Annotated in this window: 20 protein-coding genes, 2 tRNA genes and 2 pseudogenes; 14 read left to right on the top strand and 10 right to left on the bottom strand. The window is 62.8% G+C overall.

Features of this window, described 5'->3' with window-relative positions:
* Positions 1-7: 7 nt before the first annotated feature.
* Both phoB and phoR read left to right on the top strand, forming a co-directional pair.
* Positions 8-709, top strand: a complete 702-nt coding sequence (gene phoB, locus DIE15_RS11720) for a phosphate regulon transcriptional regulator PhoB (RefSeq protein WP_006750313.1) — start codon at positions 8-10, stop codon at positions 707-709.
* A 57-nt stretch (positions 710-766) separates the two neighbouring features.
* The gene (gene phoR / locus DIE15_RS11715; protein WP_057927909.1) at positions 767-2,086 is read left to right on the top strand and encodes a phosphate regulon sensor histidine kinase PhoR; all 1,320 of its coding nucleotides are present in this window, start codon (positions 767-769) and stop codon (positions 2,084-2,086) included.
* Between the two features lie 124 nt (positions 2,087-2,210).
* Here phoR and ppk1 read toward each other — a convergent pair whose 3' ends face one another.
* Positions 2,211-4,274, bottom strand: a complete 2,064-nt coding sequence (gene ppk1, locus DIE15_RS11710) for a polyphosphate kinase 1 (protein WP_057927910.1) — start codon at positions 4,272-4,274, stop codon at positions 2,211-2,213.
* Between the two features lie 279 nt (positions 4,275-4,553).
* On the opposite strand from ppk1, the gene ppx reads away from it, so the two are divergent.
* Entirely contained in the window at positions 4,554-6,068 is a 1,515-nt protein-coding gene (ppx, locus tag DIE15_RS11705) for an exopolyphosphatase (RefSeq protein WP_057927927.1), read from the top strand.
* A 66-nt stretch (positions 6,069-6,134) separates the two neighbouring features.
* Here the strand turns inward: ppx and DIE15_RS11700 are convergent, their stop codons facing one another.
* On the bottom strand, positions 6,135-6,566 hold the full coding sequence (locus tag DIE15_RS11700; protein ID WP_057927928.1) for a hypothetical protein: 432 nt from the start codon (positions 6,564-6,566) through the stop codon (positions 6,135-6,137).
* 241 nt (positions 6,567-6,807) lie between these two features.
* A complete protein-coding gene (locus DIE15_RS11695; RefSeq protein ID WP_124833262.1) occupies positions 6,808-7,104 on the bottom strand; it encodes a hypothetical protein in 297 nt (98 codons plus the stop codon).
* A 227-nt stretch (positions 7,105-7,331) separates the two neighbouring features.
* On the opposite strand from DIE15_RS11695, the pseudogene DIE15_RS11690 reads away from it, so the two are divergent.
* From DIE15_RS11690 to DIE15_RS11675, 4 genes and pseudogenes are all read left to right on the top strand, one after another.
* Positions 7,332-10,118: pseudogene (locus DIE15_RS11690) on the top strand (type VI secretion system Vgr family protein).
* Between the two features lie 38 nt (positions 10,119-10,156).
* Positions 10,157-12,100, top strand: a complete 1,944-nt coding sequence (locus tag DIE15_RS11685; protein WP_124833261.1) for a triacylglycerol lipase — start codon at positions 10,157-10,159, stop codon at positions 12,098-12,100.
* On the top strand, positions 12,094-13,131 hold the full coding sequence (locus DIE15_RS36965; protein ID WP_311771972.1) for a T6SS immunity protein Tli4 family protein: 1,038 nt from the start codon (positions 12,094-12,096) through the stop codon (positions 13,129-13,131). Before DIE15_RS11685 ends, DIE15_RS36965 begins: the two co-directional genes overlap by 7 nt.
* Before the next feature lie 12 nt (positions 13,132-13,143).
* Positions 13,144-13,431 (top strand): annotated as a pseudogene (locus DIE15_RS11675) (PAAR domain-containing protein).
* A gap of 884 nt (positions 13,432-14,315) precedes the next feature.
* Here the strand turns inward: DIE15_RS11675 and DIE15_RS11670 are convergent.
* Positions 14,316-14,392 (bottom strand) — tRNA-Pro (locus DIE15_RS11670).
* Positions 14,393-14,552: 160 nt separating this feature from the next.
* Between DIE15_RS11670 and sixA the strand changes: the two genes are divergently transcribed.
* Together sixA and DIE15_RS11660 are read left to right on the top strand one after the other, a co-directional pair.
* Positions 14,553-15,014, top strand: a complete 462-nt coding sequence (sixA, locus tag DIE15_RS11665) for a phosphohistidine phosphatase SixA (RefSeq protein ID WP_057927914.1) — start codon at positions 14,553-14,555, stop codon at positions 15,012-15,014.
* Positions 15,015-15,173: 159 nt separating this feature from the next.
* The gene (locus DIE15_RS11660) at positions 15,174-15,980 is read left to right on the top strand and encodes a GNAT family N-acetyltransferase (protein ID WP_057927915.1); all 807 of its coding nucleotides are present in this window, start codon (positions 15,174-15,176) and stop codon (positions 15,978-15,980) included.
* A 211-nt stretch (positions 15,981-16,191) separates the two neighbouring features.
* On the opposite strand, the gene DIE15_RS36960 is transcribed toward DIE15_RS11660, so the two are convergent.
* Complete coding sequence (locus tag DIE15_RS36960; protein ID WP_162840567.1) at positions 16,192-16,362, bottom strand: hypothetical protein; 171 nt, start codon at positions 16,360-16,362, stop codon at positions 16,192-16,194.
* Between the two features lie 135 nt (positions 16,363-16,497).
* Here DIE15_RS36960 and DIE15_RS11655 point away from each other — a divergent pair, with 135 nt between their 5' ends.
* Positions 16,498-16,689 carry a hypothetical protein gene (locus tag DIE15_RS11655; protein WP_124833260.1) on the top strand — a complete coding sequence of 64 codons (192 nt, stop codon included), beginning with the start codon at positions 16,498-16,500 and terminating at the stop codon, positions 16,687-16,689.
* Positions 16,690-16,708: 19 nt separating this feature from the next.
* Here DIE15_RS11655 and DIE15_RS11650 read toward each other — a convergent pair whose 3' ends face one another.
* From DIE15_RS11650 to DIE15_RS11630, 5 genes are all read right to left on the bottom strand, one after another.
* A complete protein-coding gene (locus tag DIE15_RS11650) occupies positions 16,709-18,079 on the bottom strand; it encodes an MATE family efflux transporter (RefSeq protein ID WP_124833259.1) in 1,371 nt (456 codons plus the stop codon).
* 10 nt (positions 18,080-18,089) lie between these two features.
* Positions 18,090-18,416: a DUF2288 domain-containing protein gene (locus DIE15_RS11645; RefSeq protein WP_057927917.1), complete on the bottom strand. Its 327-nt coding sequence runs from the start codon at positions 18,414-18,416 to the stop codon at positions 18,090-18,092.
* Positions 18,417-18,499: 83 nt separating this feature from the next.
* Positions 18,500-20,119: an acyl-CoA synthetase gene (locus DIE15_RS11640; RefSeq protein WP_124833258.1), complete on the bottom strand. Its 1,620-nt coding sequence runs from the start codon at positions 20,117-20,119 to the stop codon at positions 18,500-18,502.
* A gap of 377 nt (positions 20,120-20,496) precedes the next feature.
* A complete protein-coding gene (locus tag DIE15_RS11635) occupies positions 20,497-21,183 on the bottom strand; it encodes a peptidoglycan DD-metalloendopeptidase family protein (protein WP_124833257.1) in 687 nt (228 codons plus the stop codon).
* A 133-nt stretch (positions 21,184-21,316) separates the two neighbouring features.
* The gene (locus DIE15_RS11630) at positions 21,317-22,228 is read right to left on the bottom strand and encodes an aldose epimerase (RefSeq protein WP_124833256.1); all 912 of its coding nucleotides are present in this window, start codon (positions 22,226-22,228) and stop codon (positions 21,317-21,319) included.
* 486 nt (positions 22,229-22,714) lie between these two features.
* Here DIE15_RS11630 and DIE15_RS11625 point away from each other — a divergent pair, with 486 nt between their 5' ends.
* The 4 genes from DIE15_RS11625 (at position 22,715) to DIE15_RS11610 (ending at position 25,807) form a co-directional block, all read left to right on the top strand.
* A complete protein-coding gene (locus DIE15_RS11625) occupies positions 22,715-23,545 on the top strand; it encodes an undecaprenyl-diphosphate phosphatase (RefSeq protein ID WP_057928434.1) in 831 nt (276 codons plus the stop codon).
* 176 nt (positions 23,546-23,721) lie between these two features.
* Positions 23,722-23,798, top strand: a tRNA-Arg gene (locus DIE15_RS11620).
* A gap of 413 nt (positions 23,799-24,211) precedes the next feature.
* Positions 24,212-24,979 carry an SDR family oxidoreductase gene (locus DIE15_RS11615; protein WP_057928386.1) on the top strand — a complete coding sequence of 256 codons (768 nt, stop codon included), beginning with the start codon at positions 24,212-24,214 and terminating at the stop codon, positions 24,977-24,979.
* Positions 24,980-25,111: 132 nt separating this feature from the next.
* Positions 25,112-25,807 (top strand): TetR/AcrR family transcriptional regulator, encoded by a 696-nt coding sequence (locus DIE15_RS11610; protein ID WP_124833255.1) that lies wholly within the window; start codon positions 25,112-25,114, stop codon positions 25,805-25,807.
* Positions 25,808-25,822 lie beyond the last annotated feature (15 nt).

Here is a 25,822-nt window from a genome sequence, read left to right as displayed (position 1 = left end):
GGTGCCGATGCCCAGCAACATTCTCGTCGTTGAAGATGAGCCCGCGATTTCCGAACTGATCTCGGTGAATCTCCAGCATGCCGGTCACTGCCCGATCCGCGCGTACAACGCGGAGCAGGCGCAGAACCTGATCAGCGATGTGCTGCCCGATCTCGTGCTGCTCGACTGGATGCTGCCGGGCAAGTCCGGTATCGCGTTCGCGCGCGACCTGCGCAACAACGAACGGACCAAGCACATCCCGATCATCATGCTGACCGCGCGTGGCGACGAGCAGGACAAGGTGCTCGGCCTCGAGATCGGTGCGGACGACTACGTGACGAAGCCGTTCTCGCCGAAGGAATTGATGGCACGCATCAAGGCCGTGCTGCGCCGCCGCGCGCCGCAGCTGACCGAGGACGTCGTGTCGATCAACGGGCTGCGCCTCGATCCGGCCACGCACCGGGTCGCCGCACATGGCGACGGCAGCGAGATCAAGCTCGATCTCGGCCCGACCGAATTCCGCCTGCTGCATTTCTTCATGACGCACCCGGAGCGCGTGCACAGCCGCACGCAACTGCTCGATCAGGTCTGGGGCGATCACGTGTTCGTCGAAGAGCGCACCGTCGACGTGCACATCAAACGATTGCGCGCGGCCTTGAAACCGGCTGGCTGCGATGCGATGATCGAGACCGTGCGCGGCAGCGGCTACCGGCTCGCCAAGCACGCGTAACGTATCCGGGCATGCCGTGTGCCACGGCATGCCGTTCATTCTTTCGGGCGCTGAATCATGAACATCATCTGGGCGCGCTTTCTCGTGTCGCTCGTGCTGCTCGTGCTGATCAGCGTATTGGTCGGCGTGTTCGCCGGCCCGATCGCGGCCCTCGGGTTCGCGGTCGTGATGCTGGTCGCGCAGGGCTTCTTCAGTACCTTCCATACGCAACGCCTGTGGCGCCTGCTCGATGCGCCCGTCTACGGCGAGGTGCCGAGCGCACCCGGCATCTGGGGTGAAATCTACTATCGGCTGCACAAGCTCGCGAAGCAGTGGCACGCGCAGGTGCGGCAGGTCGAGCAGCAGCATTCGCGCTTCATCCAGGCGATCCAGGCGTCGCCGAACGGCGTCGCGATGCTCGACGATCATGACCAGATCGAGTGGTGCAACGCGATCGCCGAGGTGCACTTCGGCCTCGATGCGAAACGCGACCTGCGCCAGCACATCACGAACCTGGTGCGTCATCCGGATTTCGTCCGCTACCTGAACGCGCAGCATTACGACGAGACGCTCGTGATGCGCGGGATGGGCGGCTCGCGGCAGAACGTGCTGGAAGTGCAGGTGTTTCCGTACGGCGAGAACCGCAAGCTGCTGCTTACGCAGGACATCACGGAGCTCGAGCGGACCGACGCGATGCGGCGCGACTTCGTCGCGAACGTGTCGCACGAACTGAAGACGCCGCTCACCGTACTGTCGGGCTTTCTCGAGACGATGCGCGAACTGCCGCTGAACGAAGAGGATCGCGCGCGCTATCTCGAGATGATGGAGCAGCAGGCGTCGCGGATGCGGCACATCGTCACCGACCTGCTGGTGCTCGCGAAGCTCGAGGGCGAAAGCAAGCCGCCGATGGATCACGCGATCGACATGCGTGCCGTGTTCGACCATCTGAAGGAGGATGCGCAGACGCTGTCGAACGGGCATCACGAGATCGCGTTCACGATCGACGAGACGCTCGGCGTCACGGGCGCACAGACCGAAGTGTTCAGCGCATTCGCGAATCTCGTCACCAACGCGATCCGCTATACGCCGGACGGCGGCAAGATCGTCGTGTCGTGGCGGCGCGAGGGGGCACAGGGCGTGTTCTCCGTCACTGACAGCGGCTTCGGCATTCCGGCCGCCGACCTGCCGCGGCTGACCGAGCGCTTCTACCGCGTCGACCGCAGCCGCTCGCGCGACACGGGTGGCACGGGGCTCGGTCTTGCGATCGTCAAGCACGTGCTGCAGCGGCACGACTCGCACCTGTACGTGCAGAGCGAGGAAGGGCGCGGCAGCACGTTCACCGCGCGGTTCCCGGCGTCGCGGATCATCGCGATCAGGCCGGCTGCGTTCGAGGCGTGAGCGTATGAGCGCGTGATGCGGATGGGGCGCCTCACGTCGGCCCCCCCGGGAAACAAAAAAGCACAGCCCGAGGGCTGTGCTTTTTTGTTTGTTGCCGCGGCGCGTGAAATCGCGTGCCGTGTGCCTACGAACAGAACTTCGCAAGCAGCCCGAGTTGAGCGTTGCGGATCGTCTTGCCCGCGCGACGCCGGCGGTAGTGGCCGTCGCTGTGCATCTGCCATGCCGACTGGTTGTCGCCGAGGCAGACCGACAACCCTTCTGCGATCACGCGGCGCTTCAGCTTGCGCTCGCGGACCGGGAACGCGACTTCGACGCGGCGGAACAGGTTGCGGTCCATCCAGTCGGCACTCGACAGATAGACGTCCTCGGCACCGCCCGCGTGGAAATAGTAGATGCGGTGGTGTTCGAGGAAGCGGCCGACGATCGAGCGCACCGTGATGTTTTCGGACAGCCCCGGCACGCCCGGCTTCAGCGCGCACACGCCGCGCACGATCAGGTCAACCTTGACGCCGGCCTGCGACGCTTCGTACAGCGCGGCGATCACCGACGGCTCCAGCAGCGCGTTCATCTTCGCGACAATGCGTGCGCGCTTGCCGGCTCGTGCATTGTCGATCTCCGCGCGGATCGATTCGATGATGCGCGGATGCAGCGTGAACGGCGACTGCCACAGCTCGTGCAGCGTGAGCTCGCCGCCGATCCCGGTCAGTTGCTGGAAGACGTGGTGGACGTCCTCGCAGATCTTCTGGTCGGCCGTCATCAGCCCGAAGTCGGTATAGAGGCGGGCGGTGCGCGGGTGATAGTTGCCGGTGCCGAGGTGCACGTAGCGTCGCAGCGTCGCCTTGCCGCCCTGCACGACGCGGCGCACGATCAGCATCATCTTCGCGTGGCACTTGTGACCGACCACGCCGTACACGACATGCGCACCCACGGCTTCGAGTTGCGACGCCCAGTTGATGTTGGTTTCCTCGTCGAAGCGCGCGAGCAGCTCGACGACGACGGTCACTTCCTTGCCGTTGCGCGCGGCTTCCATCAGCGCGTCCATCAGCGGCGAATCAGTGCCGGTCCGGTAGATCGTCTGCTTGATCGCGACGACGCTCGGGTCCTTCGCGGCCTGCTGAAGCAGTTCGAGCACCGGCTGGAAACTTTCGTACGGATGGTGCAGCAGGATGTCGCCGTCGTCGATCGCGTCGAACATCGTCGGCGCGTTGGCGATCGCGGGCGGGATCGACGCGGCGAACGGCGCGAACTTCAGGTCCGGGCGGTCGACGAGATCGGGGATCTGCATCAGTCGCACGAGATTCACGGAGCCGGACACGCGATAGCAGTCCTTCTCGCCGAGCAGGCTTTCCTCGAGCAGGCGGCGCACGATATGTGCCGGCGTGTCGGCCGACACTTCGAGCCGCACCGCGTTGCCGAGGTGGCGCGCGGGTAGTTCGCCCTGCAGCGCGACGCGCAGGTTGGTGATTTCGTCCTCGTCGACGAACAGTTCGCTGTTGCGCGTGATGCGGAACTGGTTACAGCTCTTCACGACGAGTTGCGGGAACAGTTCGCCGACGAAGCGCTGCATGAACGAGCTGAGCAGCACGAAGCCGTGCTCGAAGCCCGACAGCGCCTGTGGCATGCGCACGACGCGCGGCAGCGCGCGCGGCGCCTGAACGATACCCATCACCGCCTGGCGGCCGAACGCGTCGCGGCCTTCGAGCTCGACGACGAAATTCAGGCTCTTGTTCAGCACGCGCGGGAACGGGTGCGCGGGATCGAGGCCGATCGGCGTCAGCACCGGCAGCAGTTCGTCGAGGAAGTAACGGCGCGCCCATTCGAGCTGCTCGTCGTTCCACGTGTCGCTCGCGTGGAAGTAGATGCCTTCCTGTTCGAGCGCGGGCAGCACGGTTTCGTGCAGCATCGTGTACTGGCGGTGCACGAGCCGTTGTGCGCGCTCGACGACGAGATCGTAAGCGTGCTGTAACGACATGCCGTCAGGCGTCAGTGCGCCGGGGTTGTCGCGGATCTGTTCCTGAAGGCCGGCCATCCGGACTTCGAAGAACTCGTCGAGATTGCTGCTGGTGATGCAGATGAAGCGCAACCGCTCGAGCAGCGGAATCTGCGGGTCAGCCGCCTGGGCCAGCACGCGCTCGTTGAAACCGAGGATGCCGAGTTCACGATTGAGAAGCGGATAACGGACGGACATCGGCAGAGTAGGGGGTAATTCGGGCGATGATTCGAAAGGATGCTCGGAAACTCTCACGGTACGATGACGTGCTGATGACGATAATGTATTTATATCGGGAAATTCTACGCCGTGACCGTTTTGTCTCATAAATGTTTCGGCCATATACAATCTACCCGTGTACATGCCCGTGAAGCGTGGCAACGGCAAGCGTTCCACGCTTAAAATGTCGCCTTTGAATGATCGTCCAGCATGGCCGCAGCGGCTGCCGCGGGCGAACGCGCACGGAGCTCCCTTCTGATGGTTACATCCCCCCACTTGCTGGCTGCCGTCGATCTCGGCTCGAACAGCTTCCGGCTGATTGTCGGGCGCGTCGAGGAAACGCCGGCGGGCAGCCAGATCTATCCCGTCGATGCGCTGCGCGAGCCCGTTCGACTGGCCGCGGGCCTGTCGAGCGACAAGATGCTCGATCGCGCGTCGCAGGAGCGTGGCTGGGAGGCGCTCAAGCGGTTCGGCGAGCGCCTGCGCGATTTCCATCCCGATCATGTGCGCGCGGTGGCGACCAACACGCTGCGTGTCGCGAAGAATGCGGGCGAATTCCTCGGCGAGGCCGAAGCGGCGCTCGGTTTTCCGATCGAAGTGATCGCGGGCCGCGAAGAGGCGCGCCTGATCTATGCGGGTGCCGCGCATTCGGTGCCGGCGAGCGCCGGCAAGCGGCTCGTCGTCGACATCGGCGGCGGCTCGACCGAATTCATCATCGGCTCGCACTACACGCCGATCGTGATGGAGAGTCTCTACATCGGCTGCGTGAGCCATAGCCGTGCGTTCTTCCCGGCCGGCAACGTCGACGAATACACGATGCGGCAGGCCGAACTCGCGGCCAAGCGCGAGATCCAGATCATTTCGAGCGAGTACAAGAAGGCCGGATGGGACCAGGCGATCGGTTCGTCCGGCACCGCGCGTGCGCTCGCGGAACTCGTCGAGGCGAACGGCTTCAACGACCCGGGCATCACGCACGGCATTTCGCGCGGCGGGCTCGAACGCCTGAAGCGCGCGCTGATCAAGTCGGAAAACGTGAACCGGTTGAAGCTGATCGCGCTGAAACCCGACCGCGTGCCGGTGCTCGCCGGCGGCCTCGCGATCATGCTCGCGGTGTTCGAGGAACTGGGTGTCGACTATGTCGATACCACCGACGGCGCGCTGCGTCTTGGCGTGCTGTACGACCTGCTCGGGCGGACCCAGCACGAGGACATGCGCGCGGTGACCGTCGAAGGCTTCACGCGCCGCTACGGTGTCGATCGCGCGCAGGCCGAGCGCATTGGTGCACTGGCCGTGCGGTTCTACGACGAACTCGACGTGTCCGACGACGAAGAACGCGAGGAAGGCCGGATGTTCCTCGGCTGGGCCGCCGCGTTGCACGAGATCGGCTTGTCGATCTCGCACAGCTCGTATCACAAGCATTCGGCCTATATCGCGAGCAACGCCGACATGCCGGGTTTTTCGCGTACCGACCAGGCGCGCCTCGCCGCGCTCGTGCTCGGGCATGCAGGCAAGCTCGGCAAGCTGTCGCAGGCGCGCGACGTCGAATGGCCGCTGCTGTTCTGTCTGCGACTCGCCGCGCTGCTGTGCCGGCGCCGGACCGATGCCGGGCTGCCGGACATTTCCGTGTCGCAGATGAAGAAGGGCGGGTATGAAGTGCGCCTGCCGAGCGCATGGGTCGAGCAGAATCCGCTGACCGACTATAGTCTCAGCCAGGAAGCGGCCGAGTGGGAGAAGGTCGGCATTCCGTATCGCGTGGTTTATACGGGCGCGTAACGAGACGACCCCGGAGACGATACCGACGCGGCGCGCTCGCGCCGCGCAATTTTCTTTACGACACGCTCAGTCCGAGCACACGATCGCGGTCAGGAACGGGAATGCCTGCTTGACGGTCGCGTCGCTGCCGGCCTTGCGCACGGCCTGCTCGACCGCGTTCTTTGTGCCGCGTACCACGACGCCGTACGCCCAGTTACCGATCGGCGTGCCGTCGCCCGGCTGGAAGATCGGGTCGTTCGCCTGGTAGCCGAGCACGACATAGACACCGAAGCCGTAGGCAGTCAGCGGGTGATTCGTGCGGAACGCGTTCACCGAATTCGCTTCGACGTGCATCGGCTCCGACTGGATGTCTCCGGCCGCGAGCAGCGGCGCGACGAACTTGTGGCCATTCGAATGGCAGTCGAGCGCGTCGTCGAGCGACTTGGCCGACACGGCGCCCGACGCGCCGAGTGCGAGCAGCGCGCCGAGCAGGGTGGTCTTGAAAACGTGGTTTTTCATGCGCGGTTGCGGGTTGGTCGCGGACATTATCGCGTGTTCCAGCAAGTTTCGTGCGCGGGGTGCGGGTGGAGCGGCGATCGATGGAAGGAAGCAGGCGGCGGACAAAACGAAAAAGGGTCGCAAGCGCGATGCCCGCAGTTGCTGCCTCGCGACAACGCGTTTTCTACTCCCCGCGACTAAACGGCGGCCATTGAAGCAATCGGCGACCATGACGAAGGAGATGCTGTTATCTATTCCGGCGTCAGTTGCTCGCCGCAAATCGGTCGAACATCACATGGCCTACCATTCGCTCGCAATCGGCAGTGGCAATGCGTTGATCGTCGCGTAACTGTTCAACGCGGTCTACTGCGCATCCTTCGTTCACGAAGCGACAGAGGGGCGAAGTGACCTGGATGTTTTCCGTGTCGCTGAAGCGGCGCTTCACGATTGCGCCGTTCGCGGCAAAGCTGAAGGTAAATTTTCGACCGCGGCCGATGGCATGATCGCGGTCCAGAGGGTGCTCACCCTCCGCGACGATCAATTGATGATTCCTTCCCACGTCATCTCCGACGCTTAAGCACGGCTTGTCAAATTTCTGACCAACGACTTGCTGTCGCCTATTGTGCCGGAATGCGAGTCCCTAATAGGTGATCTGGCGCCAATTTTTGTCAAGCCAAACTATATTTGTCAGATTTTAGATAAAATCGCGCGAGCGACTTGCTGTCGCAATGGCTGACCGTCTTTGTGCCACTGTTTTGACGGTCGAACCTGAGAGAGATAACGAAAATGGATATCAGACCGTCCGCACTCGGGGACCTGAAGTTGCGCGACCTCCGTGAGGCGATAAGCAAGGGCGTTTTGCAGCAGGGGCGACTGTTGATGCTGGATACGCCGCTCGGCAAGAATGCGTTGGTGCCGCTACGTGCGCGCGGATCGGCCAGAATCGGGCGTGACTATTCGTACACGATCGACGTTGCGTCGACACGCGACGATACTGCACTGCTGTCGCTGATGCACCAGCCCGTTACGTTGCAGATTCAGCAAGTCACGGCTCCCTTTGCTGTTCCCGTTTATCGCCCAGTCCACGGCTTCGTGCATCGGGTCGCCTATTTGGGCGGAAACGGTGGCCTTTCGACGTACCAGCTCGAGTTTTCATCGGCGTTGGTCTTCCTTGAGAAAACCCACAACGAAGAAGGCTGGCTCGAGAAAGACGCCCGCGAGATCATTTCCGACGTGTTTGATCGATATCCGCAACTGCGCGGACAGTACCGTTTCGCGCTGTCGTCCGATCCTGTCAAGCGCTCGTGGTGCAGGCAAAGCGAATCCGATCTTCACTTCGTGAACCGCCTGGCTGAAGCCGAGGGCTGGTATTTCTACTGGACTCACGAAAACGTTGGCGAAGGTGACGCCCCCACGACGACGCTCGTAATCGTTGACCGCGTCTCGACACTTCCCGACGCGAAGTCGGTCGAATTTATTCGGGCCAACGATAGCAACGAATCCGACGGTTTCGCCCATTGGGCTGCAGTGCAGACGATGCAGAGCACGCGTTACATGTCACGCGCGTTTGACTACAAGCGGCCCACTTCCGATTTTCAGGTCGAGAGCGGGCTCGCCGCGACGAGCTATGTCACGGAGGAGCGCCGCCAGAAAGCTGAGCATAGCGTTCCTAATGCGCCGATGACGGTCTACGAATCGACGGCTTACGGCTATTCCAGCTCAGACACGGGCGAGGTGCGAGCGCGTCGGCGAGTAGAGATATGGGATGCGCGAGCAAGCCGATATTTCGGCGTCGGAGGCGTGCGGTGGCTCGATGCCGGTTCGCGGTTTGCGTTGAACGGACATCCCCGCCACGAAGACGGTGATGCGAAGAAGCGAGAGTTTCTGGTGGTCGAGGCGCGTTGGTTCATCGAGAACAACGTCCCGATTGGTCAGCAGACGGCCGAGTTTCCGCAAAGTCTTCGTGCAACGCTGGCCGAGCAACAGGCGATTCACCGTGAGCGGTTCAAGACGCTTGGACATGAGGCGGATGGTTCGGCCGGATTTTTCGTGCTCGAAGTCGAAGCGCAGCCCACGGCTGTTGAATACCGGAGTCCGTTGGATCATCCGAAGCCGGTCATGTCGATCGAACACGCGCTTGTCGTGACCCCGGATGGCGCGGAAGCGTGGACCAACGACCGAAACCAGATCAGGGTGCATTTCGCATGGGATCGCAAGAATCCACTGCACGCCTTCAATTCCTCACCGTTGCTGTCGTCGCTTCAATCCGATACCGGGAACGGTTATGGAGCGGTTCATGTTCCGAGGGCGCGGGAATGGGTCATCGTCGGTTACTGGAACGGCGACTGTGACAAGCCGTTCGTGTTGGGGCGAATCAATGGCGGGACGACCCCTTCCCAATGGCATTCGAACGCATTACTTTCCGGGTTTAAGTCGGAAGGGTTCGGCAAAACAGGCGCCTACAACTCGTTCGTCCATGACGATTCCACGAATCAAAGCGGGACGCGGCTGGTCAGCTACACGGGCAAGAGCTATGCGGCCCTGACACAGGGCTAACTGATCAAGCAAGACGGCAACACACGAGGTCAGTATTTGGGTGCCGGCTTCATCTTGCACGCTGACGAGTTCGGTGCGGTTCGTGCCAGCAAGGGGCTCTCTATCAGTGCGCACTCGAAATCCTACGACGACGAGCAGATGGGCGTGGACGAGGCGCGATCGCAGTTGCAGCAGGCGGGAATGCTGGTCGAGTCGTTGTCCAGCGCAAGCACGACCGCTCAGGCGGAATCGCTGCAAACCGGACAGGATGCGCTCAAGGCGCTGTCGAAGGACATCCAGCACCCGGTATCGGGCGATACGTCAGGTGGGGTGACGGCAGGCGGTGGTACTGGTAGCGCGAACGGATTTGCGCAGCCGAACATCTTGGTATCGACGCCGAAGGACATCGCACTGATCGCGGACAGCTCGACGCATATCGTCGCCGAGAAAGAGGTCAACGTTGTCAGTAACGAGAACACGTACGTTGCAACCGGCAAGTCGTTCGTCGTGGCGGCTGCAGAAAAGGTGAGCTTCTTCGCGCAGAAACTCGGTGCGTACTTCGTGACCGCGAAAGGGCCGATCAAGCTGTCGGCCAACACGGATGACGTGAGCGTCAACGCGGGGAAAGACGTGACTGTAAAGGCCAAGCGCATTGTGCTTGATGCCGATGAAATCATCATCAAGGCCGGTGGCTCCTACACAAAGTGGATGGCCGCTGGCATTGAAGACGGCACACAAGGCCCTCGCACGATCAAATCGGCGTCGCTCAGCCGACAGGGACCTAGTTCGATTGCGCAGCACATGAACAGCCTGCCGCAGGCCAAATTCAACGATCCCTATGTGCTGCGAGATCGCATCTCTGGCGAGGTGTTGAAGAATCACCCCTATGAACTGGTGCGGGGCGACGGCACTCGCATCAAGGGAATGACGAATGAGTTGGGCCACGTTGCCGAGCAGAAGAATGAGGACATCGAGACGCTGAAATTGCATGCGCTTCGTCCGGAGCTGCCCGCGAGCTCGGGCAACGGCTCGGAATGATCTCTTCGCGACCGATTGAAACTGATCCAGAAAATTCTATGAGCGACAATCAGGCAGGTAATCAAGGGGGCGACTCGCCATTCAGCGACGATGCGGAGCAGGAGGTCGTGCGACAGACGGGACGTACAGCTCCGGACGGCTCGTCCTACGGAACGTTTACGCTTACCCCGGCGAGCGATACGCGGCAGAAGGAACTGTTGTGTGACGTACGGCCCATTATTCCCGTGATCTTTCTGCCGGGCGTGATGGGATCATTGCTGACGGATAACGAAAATGGCAATGAACTGTTCTTTGCACCAAACACGGACGGCATGCTCGGTAACCTGGGTGCGCTTCCGGCGCTGCTTGGCTTGTGGTTCACGAGCGCAACAACGCGGGAAAGGCAGTTCGATCCGACTAGGGCGGCGGTGACGCCGCTCGGGCCGATCAATGTCGGCAAGCATGGCAAGAACGATGTTCCTGAGCAGTTCGTCGACGAAAAAGAAGCCAGACGGCGCGGATGGGGCTCGATTCACCGCACGAGTTATCACCCGGTGCTGGCGTGGCTCGAAGAAACGCTGAATCAGCCGAAGCTTTTGGGGGAACCGCACGGGCCGTGGGTCACGCCAGACCCCGACGGCGAGAAATGGACGCTCAAGCCCGTGATCGACACCGATCCAGCCGAATACGGTGCGCTTGGGAAGGGCGGGAAGATTACTCTGAATTCTGCGGAATTCGAGCATTTCTCGAAGTTCCGGTATCGCGTGTATGCAATCGGCTACAACTGGTTGCAGTCGAACGCGGACTCGGGAAAGCAGGTGGTTGAAGGATCCAATTACCAAGACCCGAAGACGAAGAAAATAACGCGCCTGATGGGAATCAAGGAAATCATTGCAGAGAACCATAGTGGTAAGGCGATCATCTTGACGCACTCTATGGGGGGACTGGTCGCGCGGATGGCGATTGCAATGCATGGCGCGGAAGATTTGATGCACGGAGTGTTTCACAACGTGCAGCCGGCGACTGGCGCGCCTGTTGCTGTCAAACGGTTCAGGACCGGCGGCGGTAATGAAGGTGGGATGAACAGCTTTATTAATGGCAGCCTGGTTGGTCGTGATGCGGACGAGTTTGTGGCGGTGATGGCGAATGCACCAGGGCCGTTTGAACTGACACCCATGCCGGATTACATCAATGGCAAACCATGGTGGGTGTTCGCGCGACTCAATAGTGAGGTGGTCATGGAGTTGCCTAAGAATGGCGATGCATACAAAGAAATTTATATGAATTCAAAATGGTATGGCTTGGTGCCTGATCCGTCCTTGTTAGACCCGGCGGGAATCGTGAAAAAGAGGCTCGATAAAATTGGGCAGGGGAAAACGGTTTTGGACAATTTTTATGAAACCATCAAGGATGTTGTTGCGAAGCAGAATAAAATAACGAACCTTTATCATGCGAGAACATACGCGGCATATAATGGAATTGGAGAGTTGCATAAAAAATCGCAAGATGAAGCTGAAGGTGGGGGCAAAGATAAGCCGGGCATCGAAAAAGGTCTGCCGCTCGAAAAGTTGCTAACGTTTGGTAAAGTGATTTGGAAGGGAAATATCCCGGCAGGCGTTACGGAGGAGGAATTGCGCGCCGCTCGGTTCATGCGTGCGGATGATTCGCATAGAGGGAACGTGCGGGTGTATTTGGATTCGCGCAACGCAACCATCGATTTTGAGGTGCAGAAGGTTGCGAAGTTGCCCGCTGAGGCAACTGTCCCCGATCCGGATAAGAACGGAATCATTGTTGGTGATGCTACGGTGCCCGCGTGGTCGGCCGACGCGCAGGCACGTGGGTTGAGACCGGGAGTAGACGGTGATCCGGCACAAGGCGTACAGATGGCGTTTGTGCAGGGCGGCTACGATCACCAGGGGAGCTTTAACCATCCGTGGACTCGATGGGCGTTGCTCTACAGCATCGTGCAGATCGCGCAGGATGCGCAGGAGCCATCATGCTGAAACGATTCCTGAAATTTCTGTTGTTTGTGGCGGGCGTGTGCGCCTGTTCGATTGTGTTTTCCGGGGAACCGACGATGACTAATCCCTTGCTTTCCAAATCGCGTCCGTGGTGTATCGGTCGTTTCGTGTTCAACCGGCCCGTGATGAGCGAAATTTCGAATCAGCGATATGAGTTTCGTGGGGAGAAGTTGCAGACCACGTACAATGTTTCGCTTGCAAATTATCAAGCTAAGGTTGAAGCGAGGGAGAGCGAGTTACGCAATAAGCGACGTATAGACCCTGGAAATAAAAATAAAGAAACGAGTCATCCGTGGCTTGAAAGGGCATTTTCTCCGGTCAAAGATTCGAGGGTGTTCGTGTACCAGGATGCTGCGACTGAGGGGGTTGTGCTACCTTTTAATACCGAGGGATTTGTCTATGATAAAGGCACGCTTTTTCATACGACTGGTGGAGTTGGTTCATCTGCAATTGGTAGGGTGGAAGATATTTATAATGATACGATTCGTCGTATCAAGGCGCGCGATAACTGGACGGTGCCTGCGGAATCGGGATTCTGTTTCGACGGTGGAATCGTCACCGGTTCATCGACCTATACTGAGGAAGTTAGCCAGTCATTCGCATTGATGCCGGGCCGACCGGCGTTGCTGGTGATTAAGATGCGTGACGCGGTGGACACGGATCTGAAAGAGCCGTTGACCAAGACGTTGCCGCAATTGCGCGCGCAGATGGATCGATTGCCCGGCCATTATCGAATCCTGCGACAAGGCAAGCGCACGGTTGCGGGGATGGATGCAGAGGAAGTGTTGTTCGAGTTGAAGGAGGGCGATATTACGTCATACCGTTTTTATCTTCTTGCACCGGGCGATGAAAGCACGCTGGCGAAACCACATACGGCAATTCAGATGTTGCTTGGCGCGAGCAGTCCCGACTTGAAGCCGGAAGAGGCAACATCGCCGGTAGATGAAGCAGGGGCGCTGCAAACGTGGGACACGTTGCTAAACAGTTTGCGGCTGCGTCCAGGTGCCGTGTGAGCGGAGGGCCGAATGAAGCGATACGACATCGTGAAGGGCGACAAGACAACGGTTGGTGGAGTTGTCTAGGCCGGGGATAGCACCGACCAGATCGGGGGCCGTGAACAGGCGCGCGAACTTGATCCGGTCTGGTGTCCCGTCTGCAAATCCATCGGCAAGATTCAATGCACCGGTCCCCGGATTTCGAGCACCGGGCCGGATGGGCGCGAGGCGGCGTTGAGCGACGATCTTTGTATCTGTCAGTGCTCTCCGCCGCCGAAACTTGTAGCGTCACAGTCGGTGTCGTATATCGATGTCTGAACAAAGGAGAATGAGATGATCCGAAATATGATGAGTTGGGTTGCGTTGCTGGTGCTGGCAGTGAGCATGTCGGGGTGTGCCTCGACCGGCATACTGAACGGGGCTATGTAACCATCGTGCACCGGCACGGGTGCCGTGCCGGGTTGTTGTATGGAACGTGGTTTGTTATTGGGAACGGGCCCAGTCTTTATTGACCCTGACCCAAGAAGTAGTCCGGTTCAAAAGTAGAGAAATTCGGCACGAGTACTTCGTTCTCGACGCAGACACCGGTGACTTTTGATGCCAACAAGTGGCTTCTTTGCGTCCATCGGTCCGGGGAATTGATTACGTTGACCGTATTGCAGGCAAACAGCCAGGCCAATGTGCCGCGCGGGGCGCGCGATCTCGATGCTTCTCCAGCAGTTCCGCCCCACTGCTGCCCGGGTTCGGCATGTCGCTGATTTGCCACTTTCGCCGGACGGCATCCTTGACGGGATACACAAAGTGATTGCGATGCTGTCTCGCGTAATCACGATAGAGCATGTGTGGATCGAGAGGGTCCGGCTCACATAGTGTGTAAGCGGGTCCATCGGATACGGAGTTGCCGGGACGTTGAGGTAAACGTCCTTACAAACTCGGTAGTCGTGTGCATATTCGCCGCTGCGCAGTAGCAGTTCCCAAGCCCAAATTGATGGATCGTTGACTTCTGGGGCGGGATATTGTGTACCGCCGCGCCAGTCGGCGCGGGCAGCGAACAGGGGATGCTGGACGGGGATTGGGGCGGTCGGCCATCCTCACGGTTCCTCTACGGAAATCGCCCTACTGGATGGTAGCAAAATAGTAACAATAGTCCGGCGAAACGGCAAAGAAAAAGGGGTTAGCATCAGCTAACCCCTTGATTCCTTTGGTCGGAGCGATAGGATTCGAACCTACGACCCTCTGATCCCAAATCAGATGCGCTACCAGGCTGCGCTACGCTCCGACGAGCCAAAGATTCTATCGCCTAATGGGGGGCGGGTCAATCACGTTATGCATGCGACCGACATCATCACGAATCGCTCATGATTGGCGACAATGCGGATGATGATCGCCCGGCACGCACGTGTGCGACCGGATCGTTCGCCGACGCATGGAGAGACATCATGATGAACCTGATCCTGTGGCGCCACGCCGAAGCTGAAGACTACGCGACAAACGACCTCGCACGCCAGTTGACGGCCCGCGGGCGCAAGGAAGCACAGGCAATGGCCAAATGGCTGCGCAGCCGGCTCGAGTCGAGCTGCGTGATCCTCGCGAGCCCGGCGGTGCGTACCGTGCAGACGGTCGAGGCGCTGACCGACCAGTACCGGACCATCGATGCGCTCGCGCCGGGCGGCAGCGTCGACGACGTGCTGGCGGCCGCCGGCTGGCCGGACGGCATCGCGCCGACGGTCGTGATCGTCGGGCACCAACCGACGCTCGGCAGCGTCGCCGCGCAGCTGATCGCCGGCAACGATGATAGCTGGAGCGTCAAGAAGGGCGGCATCGTATGGCTCGCGAGCCGCACGCGCGACGGCAGCCGTCAGGCCGTGCTGCGCGCATTATTGACGCCGGACCTGGTGTGAAGGGGGTTGAAGGCATTGATCATACGGTTTCGCAAGCTTTCTGCTAAAGTCAATTCGGCGACACGTCATTGAAAGGACACGGTCGTGCCACAGAATGGTAACGACCGGTTACTACATTGGCTGGCATGTCGTCCTATTCCTTACGACCAGGAAAGCCTAATGCGAGAACTGCCGACGCCTACGCTCCCTTTTGCCTCGCTTCCCCTCGACACGACGCGGCGTCACCTGCCGCGCGCTGCTGAAACCGTCACATCCGAGTACCGTCTGCGTGCCGCCTGGGCGCGCACGGAAGACGAGTTGCGCGAGGCCCAGCGCCTGCGCTACACCGTGTTCGCCGAAGAGATGGGCGCGCAGGTCAGCGGCCCCTCCGGTCTCGATGTCGATCCGTTCGATGCCTATTGCGACCATCTGCTGGTGCGCGATCTCGACACGCTGAAGGTGGTCGGCACGTATCGCGTGCTGCCGCCGCACCAGGCCGCGCGTGTCGGCCGCCTGTACGCGGAAGGCGAATTCGATCTGTCGCGCCTCACGCACCTGCGCGGCAAGATGGTCGAGGTCGGCCGCTCGTGCGTGCACAGCGACTACCGCAGCGGCGCCGTGATCATGGCGCTGTGGGGCGGCCTCGGCGCGTACATGATGCAGAACGGCTACGAGACGATGCTCGGCTGCGCGAGCGTGTCGATGGCCGACGGCGGTCACTATGCGGCGAACCTGTATCAGTCGCTGCCGGCCCACTCGCTGACGGCGCCGGAATACCGCGCGTTCCCGCATACCGCGCTGCCGGTCGACGAGTTGCAGACGGGCACCGTGGTCGCGCCGCCGCCGCTGATCAAGGGCTACCTGCGCCTCGGCGCGAAGATTTGCGGCGCGCCGGCCTGGGATCCCGACTTCAACTGCGCGGATTTCCTGACCTTGTTCCGCCTGTCGGACATCAACGCTCGCTACGCCCGCCACTTCCTGGGCTGAGCAAAGCGAATCGTGGCGCCGGTTACGGCGCGCACGCATGCGAACACCCGTCGCGTCGCAGCCTGCTATGCGACGGGTGTTCGACCGTTCGGATGGTGCGAATGTATCCGGCCCTGTTAATTTCAACGACACGCGGCCACCGCCGTGCCGCAACGACACGTTCGCGGGCGGGCCGCGCGTGCTGCGGCCCGGGCGACAGGGCGGAGCGTGCCTAGTGCTTGCGCCGCCAGTCGAGTAGATGGTGTTCGGCCATCCAGTGATGGATCATCCCTTCGCCGCCGTGGCTGCGCTTGTATTCGCGCGATTCGAAGTAGGACAGGGCGACGAGCACCATCAGGCCGATGAACAGGCCGATTAGGCCAGCGATTTCTTCAGACGACATGGCAGCCTCCTTTCAACGGCACAGCGCCATGGCTCCATAGTAGAACATGCGCGGGACGACCCCTAACCCGGAATTCGGCTAGACTCGGCGCGGTTCTGGCGCGCGATGGGCGCGCCGTTTTCCGGAGCCTTCCCGATGACCCGTTTCATGCTGGCCGTGCTGGCCGCGTCCATTCTTGCCGGCTGTGGCAGCGACCCCCGCCAGACCCGTCGCGGCCACCCGCCGCAGGATCCCACCGATTACCACGGCGTGCCGACCGACATGACGCCACCCTCGATGCTTGGCAATCCGTCATCGTCGGCACCCGCGCCTACCCCGGCGCAATAACGCCCGGCCCGTGCGGCCGTCAGGCGCTGGCCGCGGTTGCGTCGGCGCCGATCCGCCGCGTCAGCGCCGGCAGGTAGCTCGCGAGCGTTGCGCCGCGCGCGACCATGAACAGCAGCAGCGCGAACCACAGCCCGTGATTGCCGAACGGGCCGACGGCCGCCAGCGTCGCGGCAATGAAGATTGCGAACGACGCGACCATCGCGCGCATCAGCGATTGCGTCTGTGTCGCGCCGATGAACACGCCGTCGAGCAGAAACCCCCACACGGACACGATCGGCGAGATCGCCGCCCACGGCAGGTATTGCAGCGCGACCGCGCGGATCGCCGCCTGATCGGTCAGCTGCGCGACGATCCAGCCGCCGGCTGCCCAATAGACGAATGCGAACAGCAGTGCACCGAGCGCGGACCACAGCAACGTGACGCGCACGGCCTGCCGGAATGCGACGCGGTCGCGTACGCCGGCTGCGGCACCGACGAGCGCTTCGGCCGCATGTGCGAAGCCGTCGAGCCCGTACGCCATGAAGGTCTGGAAATTCAGCAGCAATGCGTTGGCCGCGAGTATCGCGTCGCCTTGTTTGGCGCCGAGATGCGCAAACCAGCCGAACGCGCCGAGCAGGCACAGCGTGCGCAGGAAGATGTCGCGATTCAGCGCGATCAGCCGCTTGAGCGCCGCACGGTCCGCCAGTGCGCGCGCGGCGAGCGGCGCGAGGCCGCGCGGCCGCAGCCGCCACAACATCCACGCGCCGAGCGCGAAGCCGCACGCGTCGGCGGTCGCGGTCGCCGCACCGATCCCGGCAATGCCCCAGCCGAAACCGTACACGTACAGCAGCACGGCACCGATGTTCACAGTATTGATGAAGACCTGCGCGACGAGCGCGAGCCGCACGCGCTGCACGCCGAGCAGGTAGCCGAGCACGACGTAGTTCGCGAGTGCGAATGGTGCGCTCCAGATCCGCGCGTGGCCGTAGGCCAGCGCGGTTGCGCGGACGGCCTCGCTGCCGCCCAGCGCGGTCAGCGCGAACGACAACAGCGGCACCTGCAGCGCGAGCACCGTGGCGCCGAGCGCGAACGCGACGATCAGCGCGCGCAGCACGTTCAGACGGATGCCGGCGGCGTCGCCGGCGCCGTGCGCCTGCGCGACGAGGCCGGTCGTGCCCATGCGCAGGAAGCCGAAGCCCCAGAACACGAAGTTGAAGAACAGCCCGCCGAGCGCGACGCCGCCGAGATATTGCGCGCCTTCGAGGTGGCCGGCGACGGCCGTGTCGACCGCGCCGAGGATCGGCTGGGTCAGGTTCGCAAGAACGATCGGAAACGCGAGCGCGAGGACGCGCCGGTGCGAGACGGCGGCCGACCCGGCGCCGGTTCCGTGCGGTAATGCGGATTCGGACATGGCGGACGCGTCAGGCGCGTTCCTGCACGCAGACCCACGGCGATACGACGACTGCCCACAGCTCCGGATTGCGCGCCGCGAAGGCGGCGGCGGTTTCCGCCGGCATGCGCGCGACGAGGCCGGACGACAGCCAGCGCGTGACCTGTTCCGCATCGTCGCCGGCAATCGCTTCGGCGACGCTGACGAGATCGAGATCGCGCGCGACCGACAGCAGCTTGCCCTGCGCGAAGAAGCGCTCGAGATCGCACCAGTCGATCTTGGCGGTTTCGCCGAGGAGTTTGGCGTAGAGCGGGCTGTGCGACGCGCCCGCAGCGGATTCGTGTTGGTGGGAGGACATCGGTCGTGTATTGGAAAGACTGCGTGGCGCCACTATAAACCATCCGGGCGACCGGCCGGCCGCCCGGCACGGCCGCGCCCGGTTCACGCGTCACGGAGCGCGCGGCGCACGATCTTGCCGGTCGCCGTCATCGGCAGGCCGTCGACGAACGCGATCGCGCGCGGGTACTCGTGAGCGGCCAGGCGCGTGCGCACGTGCGCCTGCAGCGCCTGGACGAGCGCGTCGTCGCCGACATGGCCGGGATTCAGCACCACGAACGCCTTGACGATCTCGGTGCGCGTCGGGTCGGGTACGCCGACGACGGCCGCCATCCGCACCGCCGGATGCGTGAGCAGGCAGTCCTCGATCGGCCCCGGGCCGATCCGGTAGCCGGCGCTCGTGATCACGTCGTCGTCGCGGCCGACGAAGCGCACGAAGCCATCGGCGTCGATCGTGCCGGTGTCGCCGGTGAGCAGGTAGTCGCCCGCGAACTTGTCGCGCGTCGCGGCCGGATTGCGCCAGTATTCGATGAACATCACCGGGTCGGGGCGGCGCACCGCGATGCGCCCCTCGACGCCGGTCGGCAGCGGCGTGCCGTGCTCGTCGACGATCGCGACCGTATGCCCGGGCACGGCCTTGCCGATCGCGCCGGGCTGCGCATCGAACAGCGCGGCGCACGACGACAGCACCATGTTGCATTCGGTCTGTCCGTAGAACTCGTTGATCGTCACGCCGAGCGCGTCGCGCCCCCAGGCCGTCAGCTCGGTGCCGAGCGATTCTCCGCCGCTCGCGACCGATTTCAGCGTCAGCGTGTGGCGCTCGCGCGGCACCGGCACCGTGCGCATCAGCTTCAGCGCGGTGGGCGGCAGGAACGCGTGGGTCACGCCGTGCCGCGCCATCAGCGCGAACGCGGCCTCGCCGTCGAACTTCTCGAAGCGGCGCGCGAGCACGGGCACGCCGTGATGCCATGACGGCAGCAGCACATCGAGCAGCCCGCCGATCCACGCCCAGTCGGCGGGCGTCCAGAACAGGCGCGCGTCGCGCGGGAAGCATTGCTGCGACATCTCGACGCCCGGCAGGTGGCCGAGCAGCACGCGATGCGCGTGCAGCGCGCCTTTCGGCTTGCCGGTCGTCCCGGACGTGTAGATGATCACCGCCGGATCGTCGGCGGCGGTGTCGGCCGGCACGAACTCGGGCGATTCGGCCGCGAGGGCTGCGTCGTAGCGCAGCACGCCCGGCGCGTCGGGCACGTCGTCGCCGATGCAGTAGCACGTGCGCAGCGCCGGCAGTTGCGCGCGCAGCGGCGCGATCTTGGCGTAGCCGGCCGCGTCGGTGACGAGCGCGGCGGCTTCGCTGTTCGCGAGCCGGTATTCGAGCGCGTCGGCGCCGAAAAGCGTGAACAGCGGCACCGCGATCGCGCCGAGCTTGTACGCGGCGAGATGAGCGATCGCCGTTTCGGGGCCCTGCGCGAGGAAGATCGCGATCCGGTCGCCGCGTTGCAGGCCGGCACGCGCGAGACTGTTCGCGAAGCGGTTAGAAGCATTCTTCAGGTCGTCGAACGTGAAGCGCGACTCGTCGCCTTGCGACGTTTCGTAGATCAACGCGAGCTGTCCGCTGCCGTCGGCCCACTTGTCGCAGACGTCCACGCCAATGTTGTAGCGGGCCGGAATGTCCCATCCGAAGCGGGAGAGCAGGTCGTCGTAGCGTTCGGCGGCGGGCAGCATCACGGGTCTCCTTGGCGTCGATCGAGGGGGCGGTCGATGACTTACATCAGCATTTCACGAGGCCGAAACCACAATGGCGCCTGATAGATAGGGAATGTTCGGGCTCGTGCAACGGGTGCGGCTCAGTGCACGATTCCACAATGACGCATAAGATCACGACAAAACAGTGATGTGACCATGGATTTGCTTTTGATAGCTGCGGGGTTCAGCCTGTTCGGAATCGGTGCGCTGGTGGTGTTTGCCAGCCGCGTCGATCCGTTGTCCGGCCGGTTCACCGGCCGTCTGCGCAAGCGCTGACACAACCTTCCCGATTTTCCTCGCGACGACATGCGATGCATGCCGGCATCGCGTGTCGCCCCTCGTCGACGGTGGCGCACTCAGCGCGCCGGCAGGTAGCGTGCCGGATCGATCGAGCGGCCGCCGTAGCGCAGCTCGAAATGCAGCGCGACGCGATCGCTGTCGCTGTTGCCCATCTCCGCGATCGTCTGCCCCTGCGTGACCGATTGGCCTTCCTTCACGAGCAGCGCACGGTTGTGCGCGTAGGCCGTCAGGTAATCGGCGTTGTGCTTGAGAATGATCAGGTTGCCGTAGCCGCGCAAGCCGTTACCTGCATAGACGACCGTGCCCGGCGCGGCGGCCAGCACCGGCGTGCCCGACGCGTTCGCGATATCGATGCCCTTGGATTTCGATCCGTCGAACGTGCGCACCACGTTGCCGGTGGACGGCCAGATCAGCGCGATGTTGGTGGCCGGCTTGACGGCCGATTCGACCGGCGCGGAAGGCGCGGGACGGCTGCGGCCCGCGCTGCCGGTGGTCGACGCTGTTGTCGTGCCGGGCGGCGGCGCAACGCGCAGCACCTGGCCGACCTCGATCGCGTCGGGGTTCGTGATCTGGTTCCAGCGCACGATGTTCGCCGTCGACGTGCGATTCTCGCGCGCGATCCTGTAGAGCGTGTCGCCGCGCTCGACGCGGTAGTAACCCGGGCCGACGGGGGCGGAGCCGCACGCGACGAGCAGCGCGGCGCAGGCGGCCGCGAAGAGCCGCTTCGTTGTTGTTCCGAACATTGAACCTCGCAAAACCCTGCCGCGCGCGACGCGGCAGGCAATACAAAACGTCAGATTTTAACGGGTTCGACCCGCGCACCGCAGTTTCGAGCCGCGGGCGCGGCCTGCGCGTACCGGTTCGATGCGGCCGGTGTCAGCCGGCGAGCGGCAGTACGCGAATCCGCAGCGTGGCCGTTTCGGTCGCGCCCGGCGCGAGCATGCGCAGCCCGAGACCGTTGTGGATCGCGTCCGGCAGCCCGAGCCACGGCTCGACGCAGTAGAAGTCCGATTCCGGTTTTTCGGTCCAGGTCGTGACCGCATACCACGGGATCGAGCCCGGGACGTCGAGTGCGATCTCGATCGTGCGACCGCGGCCCGGCATCACGATGCGCACAGGCGTGGAAGGCGCGCCGTCGAGGCAGTGGAAGCGGTCGAGGATGTCCGGATCGCCGAGGCTGTACGACGCTTCGCCGGGCTCGAGCGGGCTGATCGAGCCGTCGGCGCGCTGCAGGCAGCGATGCGTCGGCGGCAGTTCCAGCGTGGTTTGCGCGCGTTCGCCGTGCGGCAGCGCGAAATAGAAATGGTGGCCCGCGTAGTAGGGCAGCGGCGTGTCGCCGCGGTTGGTCGTGGTGAGCGCGACGTCGAGCGTATGCGCGTCGGCGAGCCGGTAGGTCGTATCGAACCGGAAATCGAACGGATAGCTGTCGCGCAGCGCGTCGTTCGCATCGAGTGTCATTGACAGCGCGGCGCCGTCGGCCGACGGCTGTGCCGCGAACGGCAGGTCGCGCGCGAAACCGTGCATCGGCAGGTCGCGGACCACGCCGGCGGCATCGCGCCAGCGGCCCAGTTCGCCGTCGACACGGTGGCGGCCGAGGAACGGGAACAGCAGCGGATTGCCGCCGCGCACGCGCGCGAGGTTGCTCCAGTCGGCCGTTTCCGGCCAGAAGATGACCGGCTCCCCGTCGACGTGCCAGGACAGCAGGCGGCCGCCGAATTGCGGGGCGACCCGAACGAGCGACGGGCCGGCGTGAAGTTCATGAATGTCGTGCTGCTGGAAGATCGGCATGGCGAATCGGTATGAACAGGGTGGGCGGGGGGGCGCGATGGCGCGCTCCATTATCGGGCCGCGAGGCGGTCGGGGAAAACCCTTCTCGGGAAATCGCGAGTTTTTCAGATTGTCAGCTGTCGGGATAATGCCTCTAAACCGGTGATGTTGCCGGGTCATGACACTTCGTGGAGGGGCCATGGATCTGGCAATGGCAATGGGACTCGCACTGTTCGGCATGTTCACTGGCAGCACGGTATTGTTTTTCTATCAGCTCGGCCGCTGACGGCAATTTCTGCCGGAATCGAAAGGCCCGCCATGCAAATGGCGGGCTTTTTGCTTTCCGGTCGCTTACAAATTGCAAGCGTTTGTGTGCAATGCCGCAATAATCCGCCAAATGCCTTGGCGCGGTAATCCTGGCTCGGCATAATCGGGGCGCGTTTTTTCGGACGCGCGATGCGTCGTCCGCTTTTCTACCCGATTGATCACCACTAAAAGGACCGACGCGTGAGTCTCTGGTTTCTGGTATTCCTGAGCGTCCTGCAGGGCGTCACCGAACTCTTCCCCGTCAGTAGTCTCGGCCATACGCTGCTCGTGCCCGCGCTGTTCGGCATGCACATCGACAAGCATGCGCCGCAGTTGCTGCCGTTCCTCGTCGCGCTGCACCTCGGCACCGCGCTCGCGCTGCTGTGGTATTTCCGTGCACGCTGGATCGCACTGATCGGCGGCTTCTTCGCGCAGCTCGGCGGCCGCAAGAACGACGACGGTCACCTGATGTGGGCGCTGATCATCGGCACGATCCCGACCGGGATCGTCGGGCTGCTGCTCGAGAAGCGCATCGAGCGCGTGTTCCACGATCTGCGGATCGTCGCGATCGCGCTGATCATCAACGGCGTGCTGCTGTGGGTCGGCGATCGCATCCAGCGCAGCCGTGCGCACCAGCCGCCCGAGAAGATGACGTTCAAGCAGGCGTTCTTCGTGGGCCTCGCGCAGATCGGCGCGCTGATTCCGGGTTTCTCGCGCAGCGGGCTGACGATGATCGCCGGCAATGCGGCCGGGCTGACGGCGGAGAAGGCGGCGGAGTTTTCGTTCCTGCTTGGCACGCCGATCATCTTCGCGGCGGGCGTGCTCGAGCTGCCGAAGCTGTTCCATGCGCGCGACCAGCTCGCGGACGCGCTGCTCGGCGGCGTGCTGACGGCGATTGCGGCTTATCTGAGCGTGCGGTTCTTGATGCGCTATTTCGAAGGGCGCGGGCGGTTGGCCTCGTTCGGCGTGTATTGCGTGATTGCCGGGCTGTTCTGTTTCGGGTGGTTCATGCTGCATGCGCAGCCGGTTTGATGGCTGCAGTGCTGGTCACGCGTGATATGACGCAATGATCGGGTATAATTTAGGGCTCGGCTTCATGCCGGGCCCGTTTCGTTTCGGGGCTTTGAGTTCGTGGTTGTTGTGGCGGTGCTCGAAGCCTCACGCGTCAAATGCGGTCCGGGTTGTGTGGCCGTGTCTTTTTCCCTCGACCGCCCTTAGCTCAGTTGGATAGAGCAACGGCCTTCTAAGCCGTAGGTCACACGTTCGAATCGTGTAGGGCGGGCCAGAAATTCCAGAAAGATCAACGTGTTGCACTCGGTCTGTTTCCCGTCGACGGTCACGTAACCCGCATCAGTCCTCGAAACTCGATTCGGCAGCGGGAAATCGGTTGCAGAGAATGCGCACTGATCGCCTCCACGGCGCGCATGCATCATCTTGCGCAGAAGGGCGCGTCTTGCAGTCACATACTCGGGACGATTTCTTCATGCGGAGCAGACACTTAAACTATTCACACCGCTAATTGTTCGCACTGCAGTGCGATACCCGACAGATTGTCCGTTCTGAACGGATTGTTACCCCGGTTGTTCCGCGCAGCTCAAGAAACTAGATTCGATCCTGCGTAATGCACGGTCCTGCAAGGGCGCTCGCCCGGCAGCCGCTCCGTTGCACGTTGATGACTTTCCACGCAGGAGTATTTCGATGTCGCATCAATCCAGACTTTATGTCATCACCGGTTCCGCTTCGGGTATCGGCCGGGAGACGAAGCAACTGCTCGAGTCGCAGGGGTACCGGGTAATCGGGGCCGACATCCGCGATGCGGACGTGATCGCGGATCTCGCCACGCCCGAGGGGCGCACGGCGCTGGTCGAACAGGTCACGACACTCAGCGGCGGCATCGTCGATGCCGTGCTGGCCGTCGCCGGGGTCGACCTTGCGGGCCCGGCAACGGTGGCGATCAACTACTACGGTGCGATCGCTACGCTCGAGGGATTGCGGCCCTTGCTGCTGCGTTCGCGTGCGCCGCGCGCGGTGGCTGTCTCGTCGATCACGTCGGTTCATCCGTTCAACGACCAGTTACTCAACGCGCTGCTGGACGGCACGGAAGCCTTCGCGCTGGAGAAGGCGGCCGAAGTGCCGTACGTCTATGCGACGACGAAGCGCGCGTTGTCGCGCTGGATCCGGCGCAATGCGCTGAAAGCGGAATGGGCCGGCTCGAACATCCCGCTGAATGCGATCGCGCCAGGGCTCGTCAAAACCGAACTGCTCAAGCGGCTGTTTGAAGATCCCGAGACCCGGCAGCGCATCAACGCCGGTACGCCGATGCCGCTCGGTGGGCCGTACGAGCCAGTCGCGGCCGCGGAGTTGCTGGCGTGGCTGTCCAGCGAAAAGAACGGGCACATGACCGGCCAGACGATCTTCATAGACGGCGGCGCGGACGTGATGATTCGCGGCGATGCCGTGTGGTGAGTGCCGGTCGCGGGACTTCGCTCGTCGTCGCAGGACCGCAGCCGGCGTGTTCGCGAGAGTTTCGGCGCTACAATCGCGGACACGACAACGGATGGCGTGGCTCCATGCGCCATCCCCGACAGGAGTGCACTTGTGGCAAAGGTCAATGCCGACGCGCAAAAAGAACAGATCCTGAACGCGGCGGCGAAGCTCTTCATCGAGAAGGGATTCGGCGGTGCTTCGATGCAGGAAATCGCGGAATCGCTCGGTGTGACGCGTACTGCGGTCTACTACTACTTCAAGAACAAGGACGAGATCCTGACCGCGCTGGTCGAGGAAGTCACGCTGCGTGCGAGGCGCGAGTCGAGCCGCGTGGCGGCGGAAGCAGACGCCGACCCGAAGGAGCGGCTGCGTGCGCTGGTGTACCAGCACGCGATGCTGATCCTGAAGCATCACAACGAATTCCGCGTGATCGACCGTACCGAACGGCAACTGCCCGAACGCGCGTACCGTGCGAACGAAGAGGCCAAGCGCGCGGTGCTGGACAATTTCACCGCGGCCATCGAGGCCGGCGTGCAGACCGGCGTGTTCCGCGTGGTCGACGCGAAGGTAGCGGCGTTCACGATGATCGGCATGTGCAGCTGGCCGGCATTCTGGTACAAGCCGGACGGCGCGAAGAGCGCGGAAGAAATCGCGGACGAGATCGCCGAACTCGCGGTGCACTCGGTCATCCGGCCTGCCAAGCGTCAACTCAAGCGGGCCGGCGACGTGACGGAAGCGCTGGCGCTGCTGCGAGAGGATCTCGATCATCTGGAACTGATTGTCGAAAAAGCACCGAAAGCAGGCTAGGAAAATTTTTTGCAC

This window comes from Burkholderia sp. Bp9031, from assembly GCF_003857965.1.
GTDB classification, from domain to species: domain Bacteria; phylum Pseudomonadota; class Gammaproteobacteria; order Burkholderiales; family Burkholderiaceae; genus Burkholderia; species Burkholderia ambifaria_A.
The sequence above is the reverse complement of the archived record's forward strand: the minus strand, read 5'-3'. Positions and strand labels throughout refer to the sequence as shown.

Excerpts from the sequence above, each read along its gene's own strand:
- DIE15_RS36965 (WP_311771972.1), top strand. The coding sequence starts at position 12,094 with ATGCTGAAACGATTCCTGAAATTTCTGTTGTTTGTGGCGGGCGTGTGC.
- DIE15_RS11700 (WP_057927928.1), bottom strand. The coding sequence starts at position 6,566 with ATGAAAAACCACGTTTTCAAGACCACCCTGCTCGGCGCGCTGCTCGCA.
- DIE15_RS11630 (WP_124833256.1), bottom strand. The coding sequence starts at position 22,228 with ATGCCGATCTTCCAGCAGCACGACATTCATGAACTTCACGCCGGCCCG.
- DIE15_RS11650 (WP_124833259.1), bottom strand. The coding sequence starts at position 18,079 with ATGTCCGAATCCGCATTACCGCACGGAACCGGCGCCGGGTCGGCCGCC.
- DIE15_RS11655 (WP_124833260.1), top strand. The coding sequence starts at position 16,498 with ATGACCCGTTTCATGCTGGCCGTGCTGGCCGCGTCCATTCTTGCCGGC.
- DIE15_RS11635 (WP_124833257.1), bottom strand. The coding sequence starts at position 21,183 with ATGTTCGGAACAACAACGAAGCGGCTCTTCGCGGCCGCCTGCGCCGCG.
- ppk1 (WP_057927910.1), bottom strand. The coding sequence starts at position 4,274 with ATGTCCGTCCGTTATCCGCTTCTCAATCGTGAACTCGGCATCCTCGGT.
- ppx (WP_057927927.1), top strand. The coding sequence starts at position 4,554 with ATGGTTACATCCCCCCACTTGCTGGCTGCCGTCGATCTCGGCTCGAAC.
- sixA (WP_057927914.1), top strand. The coding sequence starts at position 14,553 with ATGATGAACCTGATCCTGTGGCGCCACGCCGAAGCTGAAGACTACGCG.
- phoR (WP_057927909.1), top strand. The coding sequence starts at position 767 with ATGAACATCATCTGGGCGCGCTTTCTCGTGTCGCTCGTGCTGCTCGTG.
- DIE15_RS11640 (WP_124833258.1), bottom strand. The coding sequence starts at position 20,119 with ATGCTGCCCGCCGCCGAACGCTACGACGACCTGCTCTCCCGCTTCGGA.
- DIE15_RS36960 (WP_162840567.1), bottom strand. The coding sequence starts at position 16,362 with ATGTCGTCTGAAGAAATCGCTGGCCTAATCGGCCTGTTCATCGGCCTG.
- phoB (WP_006750313.1), top strand. The coding sequence starts at position 8 with ATGCCCAGCAACATTCTCGTCGTTGAAGATGAGCCCGCGATTTCCGAA.
- DIE15_RS11685 (WP_124833261.1), top strand. The coding sequence starts at position 10,157 with ATGAGCGACAATCAGGCAGGTAATCAAGGGGGCGACTCGCCATTCAGC.
- DIE15_RS11615 (WP_057928386.1), top strand. The coding sequence starts at position 24,212 with ATGTCGCATCAATCCAGACTTTATGTCATCACCGGTTCCGCTTCGGGT.
- DIE15_RS11660 (WP_057927915.1), top strand. The coding sequence starts at position 15,174 with ATGCGAGAACTGCCGACGCCTACGCTCCCTTTTGCCTCGCTTCCCCTC.
- DIE15_RS11645 (WP_057927917.1), bottom strand. The coding sequence starts at position 18,416 with ATGTCCTCCCACCAACACGAATCCGCTGCGGGCGCGTCGCACAGCCCG.